Genomic DNA, 23,045 nt, shown 5'->3' with positions numbered 1-23,045 from the left:
AATTATTTTTTATGGATATTAAAAGAACAATACTTTGGGCCATTTTTGCCATTTCTGGGCTAATGCTTTACAACAATTGGTTGGTACATGAAGGGCGTCCGAGTTTGCTCGGCGGGCCAACACCAACCGCGCTTAGCGGTGGCACAAAACCACTTGATGCCAACAAAGGTGATTTACCGCCGCAAGCGGGGGCCGCAGTAGCGCCGCCCAGCAATGCACCAGCAAGCCCAGCAAAAGACGTCAACCTCTCAAACCTTAGCGTGTTGGAGCAAAATAACGGCGAAAAATTTGTACTAGAAAACGATGTTTTGCGTTTAGAGCTTAGTGCCAACGGTGCAAATATTGTTAATGCAAAATTATTACAAGAATTTAATGCCGACAAAACCCCCGTCGAGCTATTGCAATTAAACGCAACCCATCAATATATTGCGCGCTCAGGACTGATCGCTGGCGCCAATCTTGAGCTACCCAATCACAACTCAGTATTTAAGCTGCAGTCCTCTGGCAAAGATGGTGCGGGCCGGCCATTTTTGGTGATGGGCGCAGAACGCAATGGGGTGAAGTTAGAGAAATTATTTTTGTTAACTCCTGGCTCTTATGTGGTTCAGGTTGGCCATAGCGTAACGCAGAGCAGTGCCAGCGCCGGACCCATTATTTTATATACCGAATTAGTGCGTGACGGTAGCGAAAAACAAGAGAGCCAGTTTTATAGTACTTTTACAGGGCCTGCGGTCTATACCCAAAAAGATAAGTTTCAAAAGCTGAGCTTTGCTGATATCGATAAAGGCAAACAAGAAATTCCCAAAGATGTACCGGCGGCTTCTCCGGCATGGATTGCCATGGTGCAGCATTATTTTGCGAGCGCTTGGATACCCGCTGACAAAACTGTACGCGATATCTATGTCGGAAAAATAGACAAGAACCTATTTCGGGTGGGCATGCAAATTCCGCTAGGGACAATCGCTGCTGGTACAACCGTTACCGAAAAGACCCGTTTATTTATTGGCCCGCAAGAAGAAAGCATGCTTGAGGGCATAGCACCTGGTCTCGAGCTATTAAAAGATTACGGCTATCTCACCATTTTGGCGAAGCCAATTTTTTGGCTGTTGGAAAAAATTCACGGTGTGGTTAGCAATTGGGGTTGGTCGATTGTTTTGTTAACCGTATTAATTAAGCTAGTGTTCTTCCCGCTCTCCGCGGCTAGCTATAAATCGATGGCAAGAATGAAAGAAGTGCAGCCTCGCTTAACAACCATGCGCGAACAATATAAGGGCGATCCACAGAAATTAAATGCCGCAATGATGGAAATGTATAAGAAGGAAAAAATTAACCCGCTTGGTGGTTGCTTGCCAGTCGTGGTTCAAATCCCGGTATTTATTGCTTTGTATTGGGTGCTGCTATCGTCGGTTGAAATGCGCAATGCACCATGGATTGGTTGGATTCACGATCTTTCAATGCCCGACCCATATTATATTTTGCCAGTCATTATGGCTATATCCATGTTTGTTCAAACCAAATTAAACCCCAAGCCACCCGACCCTATTCAGGCTAAAGTGATGATGTACATGCCACTCATTTTTTCGGTCATGTTCTTTTTCTTCCCCTCGGGCTTAGTGCTTTACTGGGTCGTTAATAACCTGTTATCGATTGCCCAGCAATGGCAAATTAACAAAATGTTTGGAAAAAAACAGGCGGCCTAGGCCCGCTAATAATGCTTGCTAGAAAAACCCCTATTATTGCGATTGCTACGGCGACTGGCGGCGCGGGGGTTGGTATTGTGCGCATTAGTGGCGCCCCCATCCCACCCGATTTAATGCAAACGCTGGTGGGCACCACACTGGTAGCGCGACAAGCCACTTTAGTGTCGATTAAAAATGCCGCTGGACAAACCCTAGACCAAGCCCTAGCACTATTCTTTCCAGCGCCTGCTTCGTTTACTGGTGAAGATGTTTTAGAGCTGCAGTGTCACGGCGGCCCACAATTATTGCAGTTAATAGTTAAGCGCTGCTTAGAGCTTGGAAAAAAATGCGGCCTAACCATTGCTGCGCCTGGTGAATTTACACAGCGCGCTTACCTCAACGGCAAAATTGATTTAGCTCAGGCCGAGGCAGTTGCTGATTTAATTGGCGCCCAGAGCGAAGCCGCGGTGCTGGCCGCCACACGTTCATTGCAGGGGGCTTTTTCACAAACAATCGATGCCCTAGTTGAGGAAATTATTGCCTTACGAATTTTGGTTGAGTCAACCCTTGACTTTCCAGAAGAAGAAATTGATTTTTTAGAAAATGCACAGGCACATCAGCGCCTCCAAAGCATTGGCTTGCGCTTGGCTGACTTACAGCAAGCTGCAACTCAGGGGACAATCTTGCGGGATGGTATTCAACTTGTATTGGTAGGCGCACCCAATGTCGGTAAAAGCGCACTACTCAATCGGCTTGCTGGGGATGAGCTGGCAATTGTTACGCCGGTTGCCGGAACCACCCGTGATCGCATCAAAGCCACAATTAATATGGGGGGCTTACCAGTACACGTAATTGATACGGCCGGCCTGCGCCTTACTCAAGATCTGGTTGAGCAGGCAGGCATTGAGCGCACATGGCAAGCAGTTCAACAGGCCGACGCAATTCTTTTTTTGCGCGATGGCAGTGAACAAAGTGTTGAGGCAGAACAAGCCGAGCAGGAATTACAAAAACGCGTTGCCACTACCGCTCCCGCGAGTTGTGCAATATTCCTGGTTATTAATAAAGCCGATTTACGCACAGATGAAAATAATCAAGCCAGCAATCTGGCGGGCGCTTTAAGTATTTCTGCTAAAACGGGTTATGGCATTGAGGCTCTTAGCCAGCACATTCTCAAGTCTGTGGGATGGTCTGGTACCAACGAGGGACTTCTCATTGCCAGACAACGTCATGTTGATTCTATTCGTTTGGCGGCAAGCCACTTACACAATGCCAAAGGCCATAGCGCGAATGGTAATCAAACCCTTGAGCTCTTAGCAGAAGAATTGCGCCTTGCACAAGAGCGACTCGAGGACATTTCTGGCAGAACCTTGCCAGATGATTTGTTGGGCAAAATATTTAGCCAATTTTGCATTGGTAAGTAGGGCTCAGTGCTGGGATTGGGCCCAAGGGAAAAAGGGCTTAAATAAGCCGTAAATGTTAAAATCGTTTTCTTTATAAAAAATGCAGTGAGGGTTTCCAATGAACCAACCAGCAATCCAAGGCGTGCTGAACTTAAACACCCCTGCCTATGTTAAAAATCAGCAATTAATTCAATGGGTTGCAGATCTTGCCGCCCTTACAAAGCCAGATCAAGTGCATTGGTGTGACGGCTCACAGACAGAATACGATCAGCTTTGTGAACTGTTGGTGCAAGCGGGATCTTTCAAGCGGCTTAATTCTGCTAAACGCAAAAATTCCTACTTGGCCTTATCCGACCCACAAGATGTAGCACGCGTAGAAGATCGTACGTTTATATGCGCAGAGAAAAAGGTCGACGCAGGCCCAACGAATAATTGGGTTGATCCAAAAGAAATGCGCGCCACCTTAAATCCTTTGTTTTCAGGCTGTATGCATGGCCGCACCATGTATGTGGTCCCATTTTCAATGGGGCCAATTGGTTCGCCAATTGCCCATATCGGAGTTGAGCTTTCCGACAGCCCTTATGTAGCAATTAATATGCGCATCATGACCCGCATGGGAAAAGCAGTAATCGATCAGCTGGGCGCCACGGGCAATTTTGTGCCCTGTATACATACTGTTGGTAAGCCGCTGGCCCAAGGCGAAAAAGACGTTGCTTGGCCCAACAACTCAACCAAATATATTGTGCACTTTCCCGAAACCCGTGAGATCTGGTCTTATGGTTCGGGATATGGCGGCAATGCTTTGCTTGGTAAAAAATGCTTTGCTTTGCGCATCGCTTCAACCATGGGCCGTGATCAAGGCTGGTTAGCCGAGCACATGCTGATCTTGGGGGTTACCAATCCCGCTGGAAAAAAATATCATATCGCCGCAGCTTTTCCATCGGCTTGTGGCAAAACTAACTTTTCCATGATGATTCCGCCCGCAGGTTTTGAGGGCTGGAAGGTCACCACCATTGGCGATGATATTGCCTGGATTAAGCCGCGGAAAGATCCACTAACCGGGAAAACGCGCTTATATGCCATTAATCCAGAGTCAGGCTATTTCGGCGTTGCTCCAGGGACCAATCGAGTTACGAATCCCAATTGCATTGATTCTTTAAATCGCGATGTGATATTTACGAATGTCGCGCTGACTGACGATGGCGATGTTTGGTGGGAAGGGCTAACAGAGACCCCGCCAGCTCATTTAATCGATTGGCAGGGCAAAGATTGGACTCCCGCAGATGGAGTAGCAGGGCGCAAAGCAGCACACCCAAACTCGCGCTTTACGATGGCTGCCACCAATAATCCCGCTGTAGATCCCAATTGGAATGATCCCGCAGGCGTGCCAATCGACGCATTTTTATTTGGTGGACGTCGCTCCAGCACTGTCCCGTTGGTCAGCGAAGCCCGTGATTGGGTAGAGGGCGTTTATATGGCTGCGACGATGGGCTCTGAAACCACCGCAGCAATTACAGGCGAAGTGGGTGTAGTGCGACGCGACCCATTTGCCATGATTGCTTTCGCCGGTTACAACATGAGCGATTATTTTCAGCATTGGCTTAATGTGGGCAAAAAACTAGCCAGCGAGGGCGCAGTGTTACCAAAAATTTATTGTGTCAATTGGTTTCGTAAGAATGCGCAAGGTAAGTTTGTCTGGCCGGGCTTTGGTGAAAATATGCGCGTGCTAGCTTGGATTTTGGAGCGCGTGGAGGGAACGGGCAAAGGCCAAGAAACCGTTTTTGGTATTTGTCCAGAGCATGCTGATTTACATTGGGCGGGCCTCGATTTTTCATGCGAGCAATTTAATACCGTTATCTCGGTTGATAAAGCAGCATGGAATGCCGAGTTGAAATTACATGCAGAGTTATTCGAGCAATTAAAAGAGCGCTTGCCCCAAGAGCTATTGGAAACCCGCAGCAAAATTGAAGCGCGCCTTAGTAGTTAAGTGTCGCCTTACCAAGACGACATTTTATTAGTTGGGGCTGGCATTGCTGGCGCAGCAATTGCGCAAGTATTTTTACAACAAGGCAAACGCGTGCGGGTATTAGATGGTGGACCCAAGCCCGCCTCTGGAGCCTCAGCTCATGCTTTTGCTTTAGCCCATCCAGGCCTAATACGCGCGCGACCGTTACTACAGCGCTTAACGTACATTGCTTTTGCTTTAGCCAAACAAACATGGCAGCCCTATTGGCGCGAAGAAGGTATTTTTCAGCCACTTAAACCCAACACCGTATTAAATGAAGCTTTGCTGAACGAACAATTGGCGAGTGTAGGCTTTAATGACGCCTCTGCGCAAATTCTGCGCGCTGGTGAAGCACGGCAATTAACTGGTGTTGCCCGTGATGGTATTTGGTTTCCACAGGGCGCAACCATCAATTTAGAAAAAACCTGCGCCACCATTTTTAGTCAACCCGATGCGCTAATGTATCAAGCAAATACACAAGTTGCCAGCATTCGTCATGACGGTGTAAATTGGCACGCGCTTGATCGACAAGGCCAATCGCTAGCGAAAGCAACATCATTGGTATTGGCATGCGCCCATGGCGCAAAACAGTTAGTGGCAGATTGGCAAATTCAGCTTCCCCTAAAACCCGTTCGTGGTCAGCTGAATCAATTTCAAATTTCAGCAAATAGTGCTTGGGCAGCCTATTTGCCCAGTGCGGCCATTTCAGGCGAAGGTTATTGTTTGCCTGCGCAATATGATGAAGTAAGTAAAACGTATTCCTGGGTAGTTGGCTCGAGTTACGATGAAAATGAAACTAGCCTAGCAGCATGGCCAAGTAGCGATGCGCACAATCGTCAGCAAGCTGCAGCGCTACTTCATTATGAGCGGGGCAATTTAGCCGAACTGAAGCTTGCTGGCAGTTATGTCGGCATACGCTGCGCTGCTCACGATCGACTGCCGATTATTGGTGAGGTGTGCGCGTTGCCGGGCCTCTACATTGCTACTGCGCTGGGCTCGAGGGGCGTGTTGTGGTCGGCTTTAGCGGCCGCCATTATTTCAGCGCAAGTGCAGGCGCGCGTTGAGCAACAAGCCTTAGCTGGCGCTAGCGATCAAGCGCCCTCAGCCGCTTTAGCGCGACTGGCGCGCTTGGGCTTATCGGCCGATTTACTTGCTGCCGTCTCGCCCGCCCGCTTTTTGACTGGTGCCTTACCTGCCGCTTTAGCTTCAAATTCAAAACCAATTTTTCCACTAGGATCTAGTGCCAAATAAGCTTTAAAGCCGCGACCCGTACGATTTGATTTGAAGTTAGTGAGCAAGTCGGTTTTGCCCGTAGTTAATAATTTTTTCAACTGCTCTGTGGAAATTTCTTGTTGTAAAACTACCTTGCCAGTTTTAAAGTCACACGTTTTATTCGGGCCAGTATTGTGTTCGCAGATATAACGCATGCCGTCTTCATAAATGGCGCCCGAGCATTTTGGACACACGCCCAAAGCTTCGCGACCCGTAAAATCAATGGCCTCAGTTTCATCGTTAGCACTATTGCCAAAATCAAACTCTAGCTTAAAGCCCGCATTGGGATAATCTTTGTCATCCTCGGGAATTTCGCTTAATTTAATAATGGCCGCAAAAGGACGGCCCATTTTGCTACGAAACCCCTGCAATGGACCGATGGTTTTTTCTTGCAACAGACTTTCTACTTCGGGATATTCGAAAGCTCGCCCACCCGGAGTTTTGCTAATCGTAAAGCCACACTGTTCGCAAGCAAAGCGCCGGTAGTTTTCTTTAACTGCTTTGCCGCAATGAGGGCATGGAGTTTTTAGGGTGGCGTAATCGCCCGGAATGGTATCGCTATCATATTCTTTAGCGCGCTTCACAATGCGTTGCGTCATCTGCGCAATTTCTTGCATGAAAGTTTCACGCTTCATTTTGCCCTGCTCAATCAGAGCCAGTTTATTTTCCCAGTTGCCAGTAAGGTCGGGGCGCGTAAGCTCCTCAACATCAAGACCACGCAGCAAGGTCATTAACTGAAAGGCTTTGGCGGTGGGAATTAATTCCCGTGCTTCGCGCACCATGTATTTTTCAAATAGTAAGCCTTCAATGATGGCTGCGCGCGTGGCCGGCGTTCCCAAGCCCTTTTCGGCCATTGCCTCGCGCATCTCATCATCATCAACCCATTTACCAGCGCTTTCCATGGCCGAGAGCAAAGTAGCTTCGGTATAGCGAGCAGGCGGTTTGGTTTTAAGCGGCACTACCACTATCGCCTCATTTTGTACTGTTTCATTTGCTTGAACAGGCACTAATTCATCGTCAGCCTGAATCGATTTACCGTAAACAGTAAGCCAGCCAGGACTCACTAAGACACGCCCCTCAGTTTTAAAGTGATGGCCTGATGATTCAGTAATACGCGTGGTAACGCGAAACTCAGCTGCAGGAAAAAATACCGCCAGGAAGCGGCGCACTACTAAGTCATACAACTTGTATTCAGGCTCGCTTAAATTTTTCGGTGCCTCAAGGGTGGGAATGATGGCAAAGTGATCAGATATCTTCGAGTTATCAAAAATACGTTTGTTGGGCTTAATCCAACCATAACCCGCTTTAGCTTTGGGATCGGTCGGGTCGCCGTGTAAGATTTGTTTTGCAAAGGGCTTATATTCCTGCGAATGCTCGGCCAAATTTTCGATGGTTTGTTTAACCGTATCGAGATAGTCTTCGGGCAATGCTCTAGCGTCGGTACGCGGGTAGGTTAATACTTTATGGCGCTCATACAATGCCTGCGCTAAGCCCAAAGTATTTTTTGCTGAAAAACCAAAGCGGGCGTTGGCCTCGCGTTGCAAGCTGGTTAAATCAAAAAGCTGCGGGGCAAGCTGAGTAGCGGGTTTAGCCTCTTCTTTTACCGTGCCTTTTTTACCGCGACAGGCGGCCACAATGCTTTGGGCGGCGGCTTCGCTCCAGAGGCGATTTTCACGCAGATCAGTCTCGGCTGGATCCTTCTTAAATTTCGGATCAAACCAGCGGCCCTCATAAATACCAGCAGCAGCGATAAACTCAGCCTTTACCTCCCAATAATCTTTAGAAATAAATTGCCGTATTTGTTCTTCTCGCTCAACCACCACCGACAGGGTTGGGGTTTGCACACGGCCTACCGTAGTCAGAAAAAAGCCACCACTTTTACTATTAAAAGCAGTCATGGCGCGCGTACCATTAATGCCTACTAGCCAGTCGGCCTCTGAGCGGCAGCGGGCGGCATCAGCTAAGGGTTGCATGTCAAGGTCGGGCCGTAAATTTTCAAACCCAGAGCGAATGGCATTGGGAGTCATTGATTGCAACCAGAGTCGCTTGATCGATTGTGAGGCTTTGGCGTGCTGTGCAATTAAGCGAAAAATGAGCTCGCCTTCACGTCCTGCATCGCAGGCATTAATTAAGCCAGTAATATCTTTACGTTTAATCAGTTTTTGTAACACCTTGAGGCGTGATTCAGTTTTAACAATTGGTCGCAAGGCAAAGTGGGGCGGAATAACGGGCAGGTTAGCGAAAGACCATTTGCCCCGTTTAACCTCATACTCTTCTGGTGCAGCAATTTCCAGCAAGTGACCAACTGCTGAAGAAATTACAAAATCGGCGTTTTCAAAATAATCGTCGTATTTTTGGAAACCACCTAAGGCCTTCGCAATATCATTCGCTACCGAGGGCTTCTCAGCAATGATCAAGGTTTTAGTTTCACCGTCTGCAGAAGCGGAGGGTTTAGTTTTGGTAGGTGCTTTTGCCACGCGGGAGCCTAAAGTTGAACTTAAAAAGAAATGAGAATTATTAAAAAGAAGGGTAATTTAACCTGATTTTGTTAGTCATCGGCAGATTCACCCTTTTTTATTATTAACCGATCTTTTAGGAAAAGTCCAAATTCATTGTTTTTGCAACAAACGCAGGCGCTCTCCAGGCAGTCGCTCAATTAAGCCCTTAGCCTCTAGCAATAAGGCCTGAACCAGGGCTTCTTGGGTAGAAATGCCACTTAAAAGACAGATTTCGTCGATGGAGCTGGGGTGATAATTAATCCACCGAAGCAGCGGAAAATCTGCAAAAACGGGTGATTTAGGGGATAAATCACCGGTGATTTCACTGTGCAGGGGTATTTGTCGGCTGGTTTGAAGCCCGTAAGCGGGCAATTCGCTCACAATATCGTCAATACTGGTCACTAACTTCGCCCCAGATTGAATGAGTCGATGGCAGCCCTTGGCAAGCGTTGAGTGGATTGAGCCTGGCAGAGCGAAGACTTCGCGACCTAGTTCGGCTGCAAGATGCGCGGTAATTAAAGATCCGGACTTCGTCGCAGCCTCAACTACCACAACCCCCAAACAGAGTGCTGCAATCAAGCGATTACGGCGCGGAAAATGAAAGGCTTTGGGGGCGGTTCCCGCAGGAAATTCGGATAAAAGTAGGCCTTGGCAGGCAATTTCTTGAGCAAGTTGCTCATGCTGTGGGGGGTAAACCACATCTAACCCAGTTGCACCAACGGCTAAAGTGAAGCCTTTGGCCCTCAAGGTGCCGCGGTGCGCGGCGCCGTCAACCCCTAGCGCTAGGCCAGAAACTACTCCAAAACCCCTTTCTACTAGGCCTTGTGCTAAAAAAGCGGCATCGAGCAAGCCTTGTCGAGAGGCAGCTCTTGCACCCACAATGGCAATTAGGGGCTGGCGATTAATTAGCGCTACATCGCCCGAGGCATAAATTGTCGCCGGCGGGTCGTGAAGGTCGAGAAGCTGGGGTGGATAGTTGGGTGCGCCACGGCTAATAGCCAAAATCGTAGAAGTTTGCATCAATTCATTGTCGGCGTAGGGAAATTTTTGTCTGTCAGGACAGCTTTATTACTCTGTTGGATAATTCTTACATGGCACTATTAGAAGTTCTCCAATATCCCGACAAGCGCTTGCATAAAATTGCCAAGCCAGTGGCACAGGTCGACTCTCGTATTCAAAATATTGTGCGCGATATGGCCGCAACAATGTATGCGGCACCGGGTGTTGGTTTAGCTGCAACCCAGGTTGATATTCATGAACGCATTATTGTGATTGACATTACTGAAGAGCAAAATCAACTTATTGCTTTAATTAATCCCGAGTTAGTTTGGGCGAGCACAGAAAAAAAATCTTGGCGGGAAGGTTGTTTGTCGGTACCAGAATACTTTGATGAAGTAGAGCGCGCAGAAAGCATTAAAGTTAAAGCATTAGACCCTAGCGGAAATGAATTTGAGCTTGAGGCCGATGGTTTATTAGCGGTTTGCCTACAACACGAAATGGATCACTTAATGGGCAAGGTTTTTATCGAGTACCTCTCACCTTTAAAGCGCGCGCGAATTGCTTTAAAAATGAAAAAGCGCGCGATCGATTTATTAACTCGTTAGTGCATCAGCACAGCGGCCTAAAAACAGGTGAGCCATTTATGAAGGTTATTTTTGCTGGCACACCTGAGTTTGCTGCGCAGTCATTACGGGCAATTTTGGCTGCTGGTCATCAAGTAGTGTTAGTGCTTACTCAGCCTGATAGGCCTGCTGGTAGGGGCATGTTAATGCAAGCAAGCCCCGTAAAGGTACTGGCTCTAGAACATGATATTCCGGTGCTGCAACCGCCCAGTTTAAAAATAAAGCCGGGTGAATTAGAAAACAATTCTTTAGTCCAAGCAGCGTTCGATGCTATCACTCAAACCGATTTCGATCTAATGGTAGTGGTTGCATATGGGTTGCTAATTCCCCCGGCCATTTTAGATTTAACCGAAGCCAATGGACGCTGGGGCTGCTTTAATGTGCACGCTTCTCTTTTGCCGCGTTGGCGCGGGGCAGCACCTATTCAGCGGGCAATCCAAGCGGGCGATAGGCAAACTGGTATCACGATTATGCGCATGGATGCAGGGCTTGATACCGGGGATCAGGTCGCGTTGCAAAAGACGCCCATCGCTGCTGATGAGACTAGCACCAGCTTGACCGATCGATTAGCCATTATGGGCGCACAATTAATAACCCAATGTTTAACAACGCTACAAATGGGCCAGTCACTCAGGCGCATGCCTCAAGCAAACGAAGGCGTTAGCTATGCGCAAAAAATTCTCAAAGGTGAGGCTGTTGTAAATTGGTCTAAAAGTGCTAACGAAATTAATCGGCAGATTCGTGCGTTTAATCCCTTTCCTGGGGCTAGTACTCGGTTAAATGGTGAGGTGCTCAAAATTTGGCATTCACAAATAGCTAGCTATACGATGCCAAAGGAAGTGACTGCAGGCACTGCATTAGTTGGAGCAATTTTTTGTGGCCCCAATGGTGAGGTGTTGGTGAGGTGCGGGGAAGGCATGATTGAATTGCTTGAAGTACAAAAGCCGGGAAGAAATAAAATCAGTGCACGCATTTGGTTTTTAGCTTTAGAACAACATCCCCAGCAGCAGTTTCATAACGAATCTTGTTAATGGGGCAGTTAAGGCAAACCCAACAAAGTATCGGCCTGGCAAAAGCCATTAGTTTGTCTGCTACCGCAATAGATGGGATCATGGCAGGCCAATCATTAACGCAAATTATTGAAGACTTACCCGCCCAAGAGCGACCCATTGTGCAAAGCCTCACATTCGAGACCTTGCGCCAGTGGCGGGGGGCGCATCAGCTAATTAAAGAATATGTGCCTAAAGCGCCCAGCCAGCGACTAGACCATCTTTTGAGCATCGCCATTGTGCTATTAATGCAGCGCCAGATAAATATGAAGCGGGGGTATCCTGCTCATACCGTGGTCGACGAAGCAGTGAAGGCGTGTGACGCCTCAGTTCAGACCAAGCACGCGAAGGGATTAGTGAACGCAGTATTACGAAAAATTAGCATGGCAATCACCGAGCTGGACCAAGGACCCAATAAGGTTGCCAAGATTGATGTAGGGGGCGGGTATCTACCGCCATGGTGGTTAGCCCAACTAAAGGCTAGCTACCCAAGTCAATGGAAACAACTCTGCTTTCATCAATCACAACACCCGCCGCTAAGTTTACGTATTAATTTAAGCAAAATTACCCGCGTCGCTTATCTCGAACTATTGGCGCAGGCTGGCCTAGCTTATGAAGAAATTCCGCCTATTGCAGGCCATACCTTAGAAGGCGCACTTTCTTTGCAAGTACCACGTCCAGTGACAGAAATCCCTGGCTTTACAACTGGCTTAGTATCGGTTCAGGATGCGGGTGCACAGCTGGCAGGGCTCTTGTTAAATCTTCAGCCGGGCGAGCGGGTTCTAGATGCTTGCGCAGCACCTGGAGGAAAAACAGCGCATTTACTTGAAACTGCCAACATTAAGTTACTTAGCCTAGAAATAGACCCACACCGCATTAGCAAAATTGCTAGCAATCTAGCCCGTTTGGGGCTAGCATCCGAAGCCCACCTTATTAAACAGGCAGATGCTGCTCTAAGCAATTGGTGGGATGGGCAATTATTTGATAAGGTCTTATTAGATGCCCCCTGTTCAGCCTCAGGAATTGTGCGGCGCCATCCGGACATTCCTTTTTTACGCCGAGAAAACGATATTGCGCAACTACAACTAAGCCAACGTGCCTTACTAAACTCCTTATGGCAAGTATTAAGGCCTGGCGGTTTAATGTTGTATGTCACTTGCTCACTTTTTCCAGCCGAGGGGGAGGAGCAAGCTAGCTGGTTTGAAGCAAATTATGCCGATGCATTACGATTAGAGTCTATTGGCCAGCTTCTGCCGGCCAAAACGCACGATGGCTTTTACTATGCTCTATTTAAAAAGAATGGTTCATGACGCGGCGACTTAACAATTGGATCTTGTATTTAATTTTAGGCTTAGGTTTAGGGCTGAGCCCATTAATCTATGCCGAAGGAATTAAAGTTAAGGCAGCAGAAATTGAACGGGTTGACACCGACTGGCTGTTAAACGCCGTTTTTAATATTGAGCTATCGCCCGGGTTAGAGGATGCTTTACAAAAAGGTTTGGTTTTAACATTTCAAACTGAGTTTGAACTAACTCGGGGGCGTTGGTATTGGTTTGATGAAAGACCCTCACAGGTGACGCGACAAACGCGGGTTTCTTACCAGCCTCTCACCAAGCAATATCGAATCTCTACGGAGGGTTTTAGTTTCTCTGTAGCAACTATGCGTGAGGCCCTACAGGCAGCCGGTACGATCGGGGGTTGGCGCGTTATTGAGCGCGCCAATATTGATTTGGGTAAAACCTATATTGCGGCATTACGCATGACCCTAGATTTAAGTAAGCTACCCAAACCATTTCAAGTTAATGCGTTAAATAATCGCGACTGGAATGTTTTAAGCGATTGGTTGCGTTTTCCATTCTCACCCAGTTTCCAGAACGTCATCGCGCAATGATAAGTAGCCCTATTCCTGCCCGTTGGAGCGCTGCGCTAGCAAGGGAGGGCTGGAAACGACGCGCCCTACCTATAGCCGTAACCGCTTCTGGATTTTTGGCTTTAGTGTTATTAATATTACTTTCAGTTGCTTCATCCAACACCGCATTTTTCGATAACAATTTTATTTGGCTCTATAGTGCCAACGTTGTTGTTGGACTTTGTTTGTTAACGATCATTTTGGTGCTGGGCGCAGTGATAGCGGTACGCTGGAAAGAGCGCCGTTTTGGCGCGCGCTTGGTGGCTAAATTAGCCATGATTTTTGCTTTAGTCGGAGTGGTGCCAGGTTTAATTTTGTATGGTGTTTCTTGGCAGTTTGTCTCGCGTAGTATTGAAACATGGTTTGATGTCAAAGTTGAAACAGCGCTTGGAGCTGCGCTTGAGTTAGGGCGCACTACCTTGGATGCCTCTTTACAAGAATTGCAAGATGATGGTAGCAATATCGCTGAACAATTGACGCGCTTGCCAAATAATGCCAGCGCTGCCGAATTAACACTTATATTATCGCGGCTACGCGCCCAAACTAATACTCAAGAATTAGCAATTTTTAATACTCGGCAGCAGCTAATTGCGATTGCTATTTCTGGTAGCAATATTCAGGAAGCCCCGCCTCCCTCAGCGAGTTTATTGGCACAGGCTAATAAATTAAAAGGAACTGGCACCATTGATGAGCGTATTGAGGGGGATGGTTCCCAAAGTTATTTTTTACGTGCAGTAGTCCCGATAAGTCAGGGCAGAGTGACCTCAGCAGCTGGCAACTTTGGGATCAGCCCACAAGGCCTTCGAGAGGCTAGGTATTTGCAATTAGTTAAGCAGGTTCCTCCTAGTGTCACTAAAAATACCCTGGCAATTCAAACTGCATACAGCGATTATCAGGAAAAGGCTTTAGGGCGCACTGGCTTACGCAAAATGTATATTGGTACCTTAACCTTAACCCTATTTTTTGCCCTGTTTGTCGCAGTAAGCCTTGCGTTATTGTTGGGCGGAGAATTGGCTAAACCCCTATTAATGCTTTTGCGGGGGACAGAGGCAGTTGCACAAGGCGATTTATCGCCCAAGCCTGAGTTAGATACAGGCGACGAGCTAGGCATGTTAACGCGTCAATTTAATATGATGACCAAACAAATTGCCGATGCACGCACAGCGCAAGAAGAATCCAAATCATTTTTACAGTCGATTTTAGATAGTCTTACTGCGGGGGTATGTATCTTTGATCAGCAATATCGTTTGGTTTCCAGTAACCCAGGCGCCGATCGTATTTTTGGGACCGAATTAGCGCCAATGCGGGGCCAACAAATCAACGCTTTTCCCTTGTTAGGAGAGTTTGATGCTGCCATTCGCGAAGGCTTTGCAACTTTGCATATGGCAATTTCAGGTGAAGCAAGCCAAGCCAACCATAAAAAACCTAGCGCCACCATATGGCAGAAGCAAATTCAGCTACATGCGATAAATGAATATGAAAATGAAGTTGGTGTAACGCTTTTTGTGCGCGGCACCGAGTTAAGTCATGAATTGCGCTTGATTGTTTTTGATGATATTACTGATGTCGTTACGGCCCAGCGCTCCATTGCTTGGGGCGAAGTAGCACGGAGACTAGCGCACGAAATAAAAAATCCTTTGACACCAATTCAATTGTCTGCCGAGCGTTTGCAACAGAAATTAACGGGCGCAGTAACCCCCGAGTTGGAAGAAATGATGAAGCGTAATACCGCAACTATTATTGGTCAAGTGCAAGCAATGAAGCAAATGGTCAATGAGTTTCGTGATTTTGCAAAAACCCCATTGCCACAATTACGACCTGTTTCGCTGAATGCCTTAATACAGGAAATTTTGGGCTTATACGAAGGCAGCCCAATGGAGGTTCAGCTTGACCCCAAATGCCCAGACATTTTGGGTGACCCCACTCAACTGCGGCAGGTTATTCATAACTTACTCCAAAATGCCCAAGATGCTACGCTTGAAGGTAAAGACCATACCGCTTTGGTGGAAGTAAGGACTAGTGTTGTACCTTATGGAATTGGGGCCCATCCCCAACAAAATGCAGTACGCCTCACAATAAGTGACTCAGGCTGCGGATTTCCAGCTAAGATATTGGCAAGGGCGTTTGAGCCCTATGTTACAACCAAGAGTAAGGGAACAGGTTTGGGCTTAGCGGTGGTAAAAAAAATCATTGATGATCATGGCGCCAAAATTGAGATTCAGAATCGTTTACAAGGCGAAATACTGATTGGAGCCAAAGTTGCCATTGTATTTATGAACCTTGCAAAAGAGCCCGCTTAATATGGCAAATATTTTAGTTGTTGACGATGAAATGGGTATAAGAGAATTACTCAATGAAATTTTGAGTGATGAAGGCCATACCGTTTATTCTGCAGAAAGTGCCATTCAGGCGCGTACGATTCGTGAGCAAATGCGGCCCGATTTGGTCTTGCTCGATATTTGGATGCCTGATACCGACGGCATTACATTGCTAAAAGAGTGGTCAAAGAGTGGCCAGCTCACCATGCCAGTGGTGATGATGTCGGGGCATGCCACGATCGATACCGCCGTAGAGGCAACCCGCATAGGGGCAATGAATTTTTTAGAAAAGCCGATTGCTTTGCAAAAATTACTGAAGACGGTAAATAAGGCATTAGAAAAATCGCTGAAAAGACCCGAACCAGAAGATGCTTTGGCCGCAAATGGCGCATATTCCCCGGGCCAACTTAAAACCGGTGTAGCGCTCGATGCCGCGGCCAGCGCCACGAGCGGCCAGCCTGAATTAGAGTTAATTAGCGGCATTGCAAAAAGTTATTTTGATTTGCCTTTGCGTGAGGCTAGAGACCTATTTGAAAAGGCCTACTTTGAAAATCAAATGCAAATAATGGGCGGGAGTATGACGAAAATTTCTGAATTTACGGGTCTCGAACGGACACACCTTTACCGTAAACTCAAAGCACTAGGGATAGACACCTCAAGAAATAAGGGCGATTGATTTATAATTGCGAGTCTTGGCCTGGTAGCTCAGTCGGTAGAGCAGAGGACTGAAAAGCATCCTGTAAGACGGCAGAGCCATATAGAATAAGGCTTTGCGGGCGATTAGAGTTTGGTAAGTTACAAAGTTTGCTAAACAAAATCACAGAATATTTTTACAGTCGTTAAAAATTTCTTCACATAAAAAGTAGCGTAGCAAAACGTAATTACGTATTTCAAAACGTGTGACGTTGCCAACGCTTAACCATTTTTACTATGCCTGTCGTCAGTGTCGCCAATATTTTTTTATACAGCCATATTCAGCGCTAATACCCCGTCTTTTGGCGCATAAACGCATTTACATAAAGCGACGTGTTGAAACGACACTTACTTGTTGTCAAACTTTTGCTGCGCTACGTTACGCAATGCCAGCACTTTATCTGTTTCAGTTGGTTGGGCTTGCTGCTTTAAGGCGGACTGGGTATAGCGATTAGCAAGCGCATTCATTTTGCGTTGCTGTACGTTGTGGAGTTTTTGCGGAAGGGTTGGTGGCTTAGCTTGTGGGGGTGGTGCTTTTTGTTGTGGGGGTTGGGCAGAGGCTGGTGAGGGTATGGCTTTATTGGGCGGGGGTGTTGGTTTAGGTTGGGAGGTTTGGTTGGGTTGGGCTGGTGGCGCAGCAAACTTACTGGCAAAGAATTGGTTTAGCAGTTGTAGCAATTCATTCTTATCCTCGTCCTTCATAAATTCATTCATACGCATAGCACTTCTCCTTTTATGTATTTATTGGAAATGCTTACGTAGTCGTGTTGAAACGACAGCAAGTGGGTGCTACGCATATGGCAGCACCCTTACCCGCTTAATGCTTAAACGCAGCAGCTACAGCGCCACTAACTTGCTCTAACTGTGTGTCTAATTCACCCGCTTCTACAGCGCCCTTAATAATTTCTAATGTAGGCACAAGCTCTGTTGTTGTACCAACTTCTACTGTGCTTTTACCTTTTGTAATTTCAATTAGCTTTGCGCCATAACGGACGTTTAAGCACAGCTTGCCGTTATCCGCCACAAACCACCATTGCCGTACACGCTTATGTAATTCCACATTTCTACTTGTGCCGTCTTCATTGCGTAAAGTTTTATGACGTACAACGCTAAACGTAGTGCCGCTTTGTTGTGCTTTAGCTAACTGAATTTGCTCCCATACTTTTTTAGCCAGCTTATTACGGCGTAGCTGTACAGCAGGCATTGCTGTTGGACGTTTAGTGCTGCTTAGTTTTAAGTTACCAATTGCGCTCATATCTTTCTCCTTTTGTTAATGAGTGCTTGTAAGTTAATTTCACTCACCACAAATGGACAACCTATTTCACCAAAATACCTAATAACCACATATTTCTAAGCCAGATTTATTACTGTTTTATTTGGTTTAGATAAATAAAAGTGCGAGTTGCTTTGGAGTTGCTATTGGTTGCCAGTTACGTAGTGACACAAAGAAACAAGTTACTTGTTACAAGTAACTGCTGTTACCCGTAATGCGACTTAGTGACAGCAACAGAGACAAGTAACTTCTTCTTTTGGCATCGCCACTTCTGTAACTGAGAAGCAACAGCGCAACAACAGAAAAAGGAAAATGAAATGACAACAACAGAAATAGCAGTACGCCTATACAACAACCCAAAGTTTGGTACGACATATGGGAAAGGGCAATATCACAACGCAATAATGAATGGCACAGTGGACTTACATAAGCAAAGTATTAAGTACCTAATTGACTTAGTGCCACACGCCAATTGGGAAGCAAGCATTAAGACAGATAACGATATGGAGTTATTGGCTTACGCAGAAGAGTGCTATGAGCAAGTGGGCATTAAGACAGAGGCACAGCGCAAAGACTTAGCGTGTAGTTGGATTAAACGATTTGACAATAATTTATTGAAGCCTCGTGTTATTGGCTTTGCTTTAATGAATTTGAATACTGGTGACTTTAAGTTATTGGTATTGGACGAGGAGAAAGACGTAAAGCTACAAGAGCGGCTAACGGTGAAAAGTTGTAGGGACGCAAGTAGTGGGCAGCGCAGCCCTAACTTATTTGCCAGTAATTACGACTTAGCTGCTTAGCGTAGTAAGCAATGGGGGGTGAGTAAAAAAGTGGTGGGGTTGATAAAAAAAAGAAGTTAAAAAATCCGCAGCGCAGAAATTTAAGTGCTGCGTACCCATTTCGTAGCTTACTCACCTTAAATCCGCCGTATACGCTGTCAATTTGGTGGAGTACATAGCAGCACAGCAGAGAACCGCTTAAATAGCTTGTAGGGCTTGCTGTACCTATAACAGCAAAGCCGTAGTCTAAAAGCCACAAAGCAAGTGAAAAGAAGTAAAAAAGAAAACCACATACAACAGTGAATGTATTTAGTTTTTTATGTAAGTCATTGAAAAAGCTGAAAGAGCACCGCTTACAACAAGCGGTTGCTCTTTCTAAACAACAGAAATTACGCTTATACACAGTTATTTATTGATTAAGGAGACTGTGTATGAAACAAGCAAAGACGCTTAGTAAGCAAGAAGTGCGCCGTGTTTTAGATTACGTTGCTACCCGTAAACACGCACTACGCAACAGAGCAATGATTTTGACAACATTTTTATGTGGTGTGCGTGTAGGAGAATTGGCGCAGCTACGGGTAGGAGACGTTGTTGGGGCAGACGGCACAATTAAGACAGAGGTACATTTAGACAAAGAGCGCACTAAACACCAACACGCACGTACTGTGTTTATTAACGAGCGTTTACGTAAAGAGTTAGCCACTTACGTTGCTACGCTTACTGTCCGCAGTCCACAGCAACCATTATTTGGTACGCAAAAGAATAGAGAGCGTGGCTTTACGCCCAATACAGCAGCGCAGCACTTTCTAACAATGTACAGAGGTGCTGGTATAGATGGCGCAAGCAGTCACAGTGGCAGACGTACGTTTATTACTTCATTAGCGAATAAAGGTGTAGGTGTGCGGGTGCTAATGAGTTTGGCGGGACACCAGTCAATGAGCACTACACAGTCATACATAGACGTTAACGCAGAGTTAATGCGTAAAGCTGTGGAGTTGGCGTAATGCTTTGTCGTTTTGACACGACTGTGTATACGGAGCTGTAATGCGTACAAGACGTAAACAGACGCAGCTATTATTCCCAATACCAGCAAAGCCAATAGTCAACTGGGAGTTTGTCACCAAGTTAAGCAGTAAAGAAAATACCAACATCATTTACTTACGTGACGGCGAAGTGGTTTTGTATAAACACGCACGTAGCAATGTATGGCAAGTACGCTTTAAGTTATTTGATAGGCAGTGGCACAGGCACTCTACTAAACACTACAACCTACAATTTGCTAAACAAGTGGCTTGTGAAATGTATGACGAAGCACGATTTAAGGAGCGTATTGGAGTGCCCGTTGTCAGCCGTCGTTTTGATACTGTGGCTAATCGCTGCTTACAAGATATAGACAGAGAAATACAGGCGGGCATTAAGGCGCACACCAATAAAGACTACAAGCGTGTCATTAACAAATACCTTATTCCATTTTTTGGTAGCTATATGGTTGATAACATTAATGAGCAAATAGTGAGCGAGTATGAGCAGTGGCGCAATAATGAAATGGGTATTACGCCAAAAGCCAGTACGCTAATGACACACGCCAGTGCGTACAGCAGAGTGATTAAGTCAGCCGTACAGCGTGGTTGGGTAAGTGCTAACAGTCCTATTGCGTTTTTGAATAGAAGAGGTAAAGCCAGCACACCACGTGCGGGCTTTACACGTGAAGAAGTACATAAGCTATTAGCGTACTTGCCAGAATTTGCTAATGGCGGACATACAGAGTTAGCACGTGATATGCGTAAGCTACTACGTGACTATGTAGAGATATTGATAGCAACGGGTATGCGCTGCGGTAAAGAGAGTATGAATTTACAGTGGAAGCACGTGGACTGGTATGACGAGGCAGCTACTGGCAAAAGATACTTACGCTTGTATGTGAATGGTAAAACGGGAGGCAGACAGTTAATTGTTAGAAACTTTGGAATTGCTGCGTTTGAGCGTTTAGCTATTAGGCAGAAAGACTTAATTGCTAAAAACTTAAATGAAGCTATTAAACGTAAAACAACGATTAGGGTGTTTAGATTAGGTGACGGCACACAACCTAAAAGTCTACATACAACATTTAAGTGGTTACTCCACTTTGCCCACTTAACGTATGACACTAAAACAAAGCAGCAAAGGACTTTATATAGTCTGCGTCACGCTTACGCTACGTTAGCGTTAATGGACGACGCAATAGATTTACATACATTAGCAAGACAAATGGGTACAAGCGTAGGGATGTTAGAAAAGCACTACAGCAAACTGACGGCAACTATGGCTGCGGAGAAGTTATCTTAGTGTCGTGTTAAAACGACGGGCTATAGCGGGGGGGGGAATCTCAAAATAGTAATGGTGTTGCGCTATAGTGGTACTTATAGAAATAAGAATGGAAGAAAAATGTTAGAAAACAATGCCGATATAGAAAATTTATTTGACGAATTATTTCCCTTGCCCAGAAGCATAACAGGCGATGGCTATAGGCAGTCAGTCCAAATAATATCTCGATATATTCCATTTGAAATTGGTAGGGCATTAAGTGGGGCGAAAGTTTTTGATTGGACAGTCCCTCCAGAGTGGGTAATTGAAGATGCTTATTTAATAGACCCTAGTGGAAATAAAATTTTAGATTTTAAGAAAAATAATCTTGAAGTATTAAATTATTCTGAGCCAATTGATAAAATTATGGAGCTTGATGAATTAAATAAAAATCTTCACTCAATTCCAGAGCAGCCAGACTGGATTCCATATGTAACCTCTTACTATAAAAAGACTTGGGGATTTTGTCTTACAGATAGACAGCGGCAAGAGTTAAAGCCAGGCAAATATCACGCAGTAATTAAATCGTCATTTATTGACGGCGCTGTTGAGTATGGCTTTAAGTACTTAAGAGGGAATACGGCTAATGAGAAGGGGGGGGTAGAAAGAAAATTAATTTTAATTTCTAGTTATCTATGCCACCCATCCTTAGCCAACAATGAACTTAGTGGACCTATCGTACTTGCTGCACTATACCAACGTATGGCAAAGTGGAAAAATAGGCGCTTTGACTATCTTTTTGTAATAAACCCCGAAACTATAGGTTCAATTTGCTTTCTACACCAACACGGTGAAGAAATTGCTAAATCAATGCAAGCAGGATTAGTACTGACTTGCGTTGGAGGGCCAAATGAAAAATTAAGCTATAAAAAATCTAGACGTGGTGATTCAACTTTAGACAAATTATTTCTTCAATTAGAGCAAGAAGGTGAAGTTGAAATTAGAGAGTTTGACCCATCCGAAGGAAGCGATGAAAGACAGTATTGCTCTTCCGGCTTTAACTTGCCAGTTGGACAGGTTGCTAAAACAACTTATGGCTCTAATCCCGAATACCATACTTCAGCAGATAACAAAGAGTTTGTTGAGTTAGACAAATTTCTTAGCACTACAGCTAAGATTGAGAACGTTCTAAAAATCCACGAATATCTTCAACCGCTAGAAAGAGTAGAGCCTTATTGTGAGATTCAATTAGGCAAGAGAGGGCTTTATCCAAATATTAATTCACCGCAAACTTGGGATGCAAGTAGTGACTCTTTGATAGACCATCGGGAACAGTTAAAAGCAATTATGTATATGCTTAGTTATGCAGATGGAAAGCACGATTTGGTAGATATAGCTAAGTTAACAAAAATAAAAATGAAAAATCTTTATAGATATGCAGAAATACTGATTAATGCAGATGTATTGAAATAAGGGGGTATTTGTGAACAACACATATACAGAAAAAGATATACGGGATTGTTTATTGGCTCTGGGCGTTAAGAAAGGCGATTGTCTTTTTGTTCACTCTGGATTAAAGGCGCTTGGAAAATTCATTCCAAATAATGATGTGAATAGTTTAGAGGCGTTATTAAATGTATTTCTAGATGCAGTTGGAGAAAAAGGAACAATAGTAGTTCCAACATTTAATTTTGCCTTTTGCAGTGGCGAAGTATTTGATAGAAGAAAAACCCCTTGCGATGGTATGGGAGCATTTTCAGAATATGTAAGAACGCATAAAAACGCTTATAGAGCGCGCCATCCTTTTCACTCTGTTGCTGCAATTGGCGCAAGTGCAATCTCAATTTCAGAGTCAGTGGGTTTTAGTGAATTTTCAGAAGGAAGTTTTTTTGACGCTTTATTACAATTAAAATGCAAAATCTTATTTTATGGCGTTAGTTTTGTTGAGACTTTTGTTCATATTGCAGAAGAGCGAGCAAAAGTACCTTATAGGTTTTGGAAAACATTCACTGGCGATGTTATTGATGGAGAAGCAAGAGATACAGTAACTATAAATTTTTATGCCAGAAGATTTGATTTAGAGCCAGAACCACGAGTTGATATTGAGAAGATTAACCAATATTTAAGAGAAAAAAAGATTATCACATCTACAAATCTTGGTGCTGGCAGCGTTTCTATTTGCAGTAGCAATCAAATGGTTAATGAATTGATAGATAAATTTACTGCTGAGCCAAATTTCCCGTTAATTAAAAGCCCACTGTAGTT

18 protein-coding genes and 1 pseudogene are annotated in these 23,045 nt (G+C 45.3%); 15 read left to right on the top strand and 4 right to left on the bottom strand.

Annotated features, from left to right (window positions below):
• Positions 1–11: 11 nt before the first annotated feature.
• From yidC to mnmC, 4 genes and pseudogenes are all read left to right on the top strand, one after another.
• Positions 12–1,700, top strand: a complete 1,689-nt coding sequence (gene yidC, locus LZG75_RS01330; RefSeq protein WP_233923343.1) for a membrane protein insertase YidC — start codon at positions 12–14, stop codon at positions 1,698–1,700.
• 11 nt (positions 1,701–1,711) lie between these two features.
• Complete coding sequence (mnmE, locus tag LZG75_RS01325) at positions 1,712–3,100, top strand: tRNA uridine-5-carboxymethylaminomethyl(34) synthesis GTPase MnmE (protein WP_233923344.1); 1,389 nt, start codon at positions 1,712–1,714, stop codon at positions 3,098–3,100.
• A gap of 97 nt (positions 3,101–3,197) precedes the next feature.
• Complete coding sequence (locus tag LZG75_RS01320; protein WP_233934834.1) at positions 3,198–5,066, top strand: phosphoenolpyruvate carboxykinase (GTP); 1,869 nt, start codon at positions 3,198–3,200, stop codon at positions 5,064–5,066.
• A pseudogene (mnmC, locus tag LZG75_RS01315) lies at positions 5,067–6,125 on the top strand (FAD-dependent 5-carboxymethylaminomethyl-2-thiouridine(34) oxidoreductase MnmC); the annotation flags it as partial.
• 50 nt (positions 6,126–6,175) lie between these two features.
• Here mnmC and LZG75_RS01310 read toward each other — a convergent pair.
• Positions 6,176–8,833, bottom strand: a complete 2,658-nt coding sequence (locus LZG75_RS01310; protein ID WP_233934833.1) for a DNA topoisomerase III — start codon at positions 8,831–8,833, stop codon at positions 6,176–6,178.
• A 132-nt stretch (positions 8,834–8,965) separates the two neighbouring features.
• Positions 8,966–9,874 (bottom strand): DNA-processing protein DprA, encoded by a 909-nt coding sequence (gene dprA, locus LZG75_RS01305; RefSeq protein WP_233923347.1) that lies wholly within the window; start codon positions 9,872–9,874, stop codon positions 8,966–8,968.
• A 71-nt stretch (positions 9,875–9,945) separates the two neighbouring features.
• Between dprA and def the strand changes: the two genes are divergently transcribed.
• From def to LZG75_RS01275, 6 genes are read left to right on the top strand one after another with little or no spacing between them, the layout of a single operon-like run.
• Entirely contained in the window at positions 9,946–10,458 is a 513-nt protein-coding gene (def, locus tag LZG75_RS01300; protein ID WP_233923348.1) for a peptide deformylase, read from the top strand.
• A 38-nt stretch (positions 10,459–10,496) separates the two neighbouring features.
• Positions 10,497–11,507, top strand: a complete 1,011-nt coding sequence (fmt, locus tag LZG75_RS01295) for a methionyl-tRNA formyltransferase (protein ID WP_233923349.1) — start codon at positions 10,497–10,499, stop codon at positions 11,505–11,507.
• Positions 11,507–12,835 carry a 16S rRNA (cytosine(967)-C(5))-methyltransferase RsmB gene (gene rsmB, locus LZG75_RS01290; protein WP_233934832.1) on the top strand — a complete coding sequence of 443 codons (1,329 nt, stop codon included), beginning with the start codon at positions 11,507–11,509 and terminating at the stop codon, positions 12,833–12,835. Before fmt ends, rsmB begins: the two co-directional genes overlap by 1 nt.
• The gene (locus LZG75_RS01285; protein WP_233934831.1) at positions 12,832–13,416 is read left to right on the top strand and encodes a DUF4390 domain-containing protein; all 585 of its coding nucleotides are present in this window, start codon (positions 12,832–12,834) and stop codon (positions 13,414–13,416) included. The genes rsmB and LZG75_RS01285 overlap by 4 nt, the downstream gene beginning before the upstream one ends.
• Entirely contained in the window at positions 13,413–15,734 is a 2,322-nt protein-coding gene (locus tag LZG75_RS01280; RefSeq protein ID WP_233934830.1) for an ATP-binding protein, read from the top strand. The genes LZG75_RS01285 and LZG75_RS01280 overlap by 4 nt, the downstream gene beginning before the upstream one ends.
• Position 15,735: 1 nt before the next feature.
• Positions 15,736–16,428 carry a response regulator gene (locus LZG75_RS01275; protein ID WP_233934829.1) on the top strand — a complete coding sequence of 231 codons (693 nt, stop codon included), beginning with the start codon at positions 15,736–15,738 and terminating at the stop codon, positions 16,426–16,428.
• Positions 16,429–16,793: 365 nt separating this feature from the next.
• Here the strand turns inward: LZG75_RS01275 and LZG75_RS01270 are convergent, their stop codons facing one another.
• On the bottom strand, positions 16,794–17,165 hold the full coding sequence (locus tag LZG75_RS01270) for a hypothetical protein (protein WP_233934828.1): 372 nt from the start codon (positions 17,163–17,165) through the stop codon (positions 16,794–16,796).
• Positions 17,166–17,262: 97 nt separating this feature from the next.
• Positions 17,263–17,700, bottom strand: coding sequence for a DUF6641 family protein (locus LZG75_RS01265; RefSeq protein ID WP_096673157.1), 438 nt, complete (start codon positions 17,698–17,700; stop codon positions 17,263–17,265).
• A gap of 335 nt (positions 17,701–18,035) precedes the next feature.
• Here LZG75_RS01265 and LZG75_RS01260 point away from each other — a divergent pair, with 335 nt between their 5' ends.
• From LZG75_RS01260 to LZG75_RS01240, 5 genes are all read left to right on the top strand, one after another.
• Positions 18,036–18,518, top strand: coding sequence for a hypothetical protein (locus LZG75_RS01260; protein WP_215290265.1), 483 nt, complete (start codon positions 18,036–18,038; stop codon positions 18,516–18,518).
• A gap of 410 nt (positions 18,519–18,928) precedes the next feature.
• On the top strand, positions 18,929–19,501 hold the full coding sequence (locus LZG75_RS01255) for a site-specific integrase (protein ID WP_233934827.1): 573 nt from the start codon (positions 18,929–18,931) through the stop codon (positions 19,499–19,501).
• A gap of 40 nt (positions 19,502–19,541) precedes the next feature.
• Positions 19,542–20,822 (top strand): integrase, encoded by a 1,281-nt coding sequence (locus LZG75_RS01250; RefSeq protein ID WP_233934826.1) that lies wholly within the window; start codon positions 19,542–19,544, stop codon positions 20,820–20,822.
• 54 nt (positions 20,823–20,876) lie between these two features.
• Positions 20,877–22,253, top strand: coding sequence for a DUF4910 domain-containing protein (locus LZG75_RS01245; RefSeq protein WP_233934825.1), 1,377 nt, complete (start codon positions 20,877–20,879; stop codon positions 22,251–22,253).
• 10 nt (positions 22,254–22,263) lie between these two features.
• Positions 22,264–23,043, top strand: coding sequence for an AAC(3) family N-acetyltransferase (locus LZG75_RS01240; RefSeq protein ID WP_233934824.1), 780 nt, complete (start codon positions 22,264–22,266; stop codon positions 23,041–23,043).
• The last annotated feature ends 2 nt before the right edge of the window (positions 23,044–23,045 follow it).

It is taken from the genome of Polynucleobacter sp. IMCC30063, from assembly GCF_021395235.1.
Lineage (GTDB): Bacteria > Pseudomonadota > Gammaproteobacteria > Burkholderiales > Burkholderiaceae > Polynucleobacter.
The sequence above is the reverse complement of the archived record's forward strand: the minus strand, read 5'-3'. Positions and strand labels throughout refer to the sequence as shown.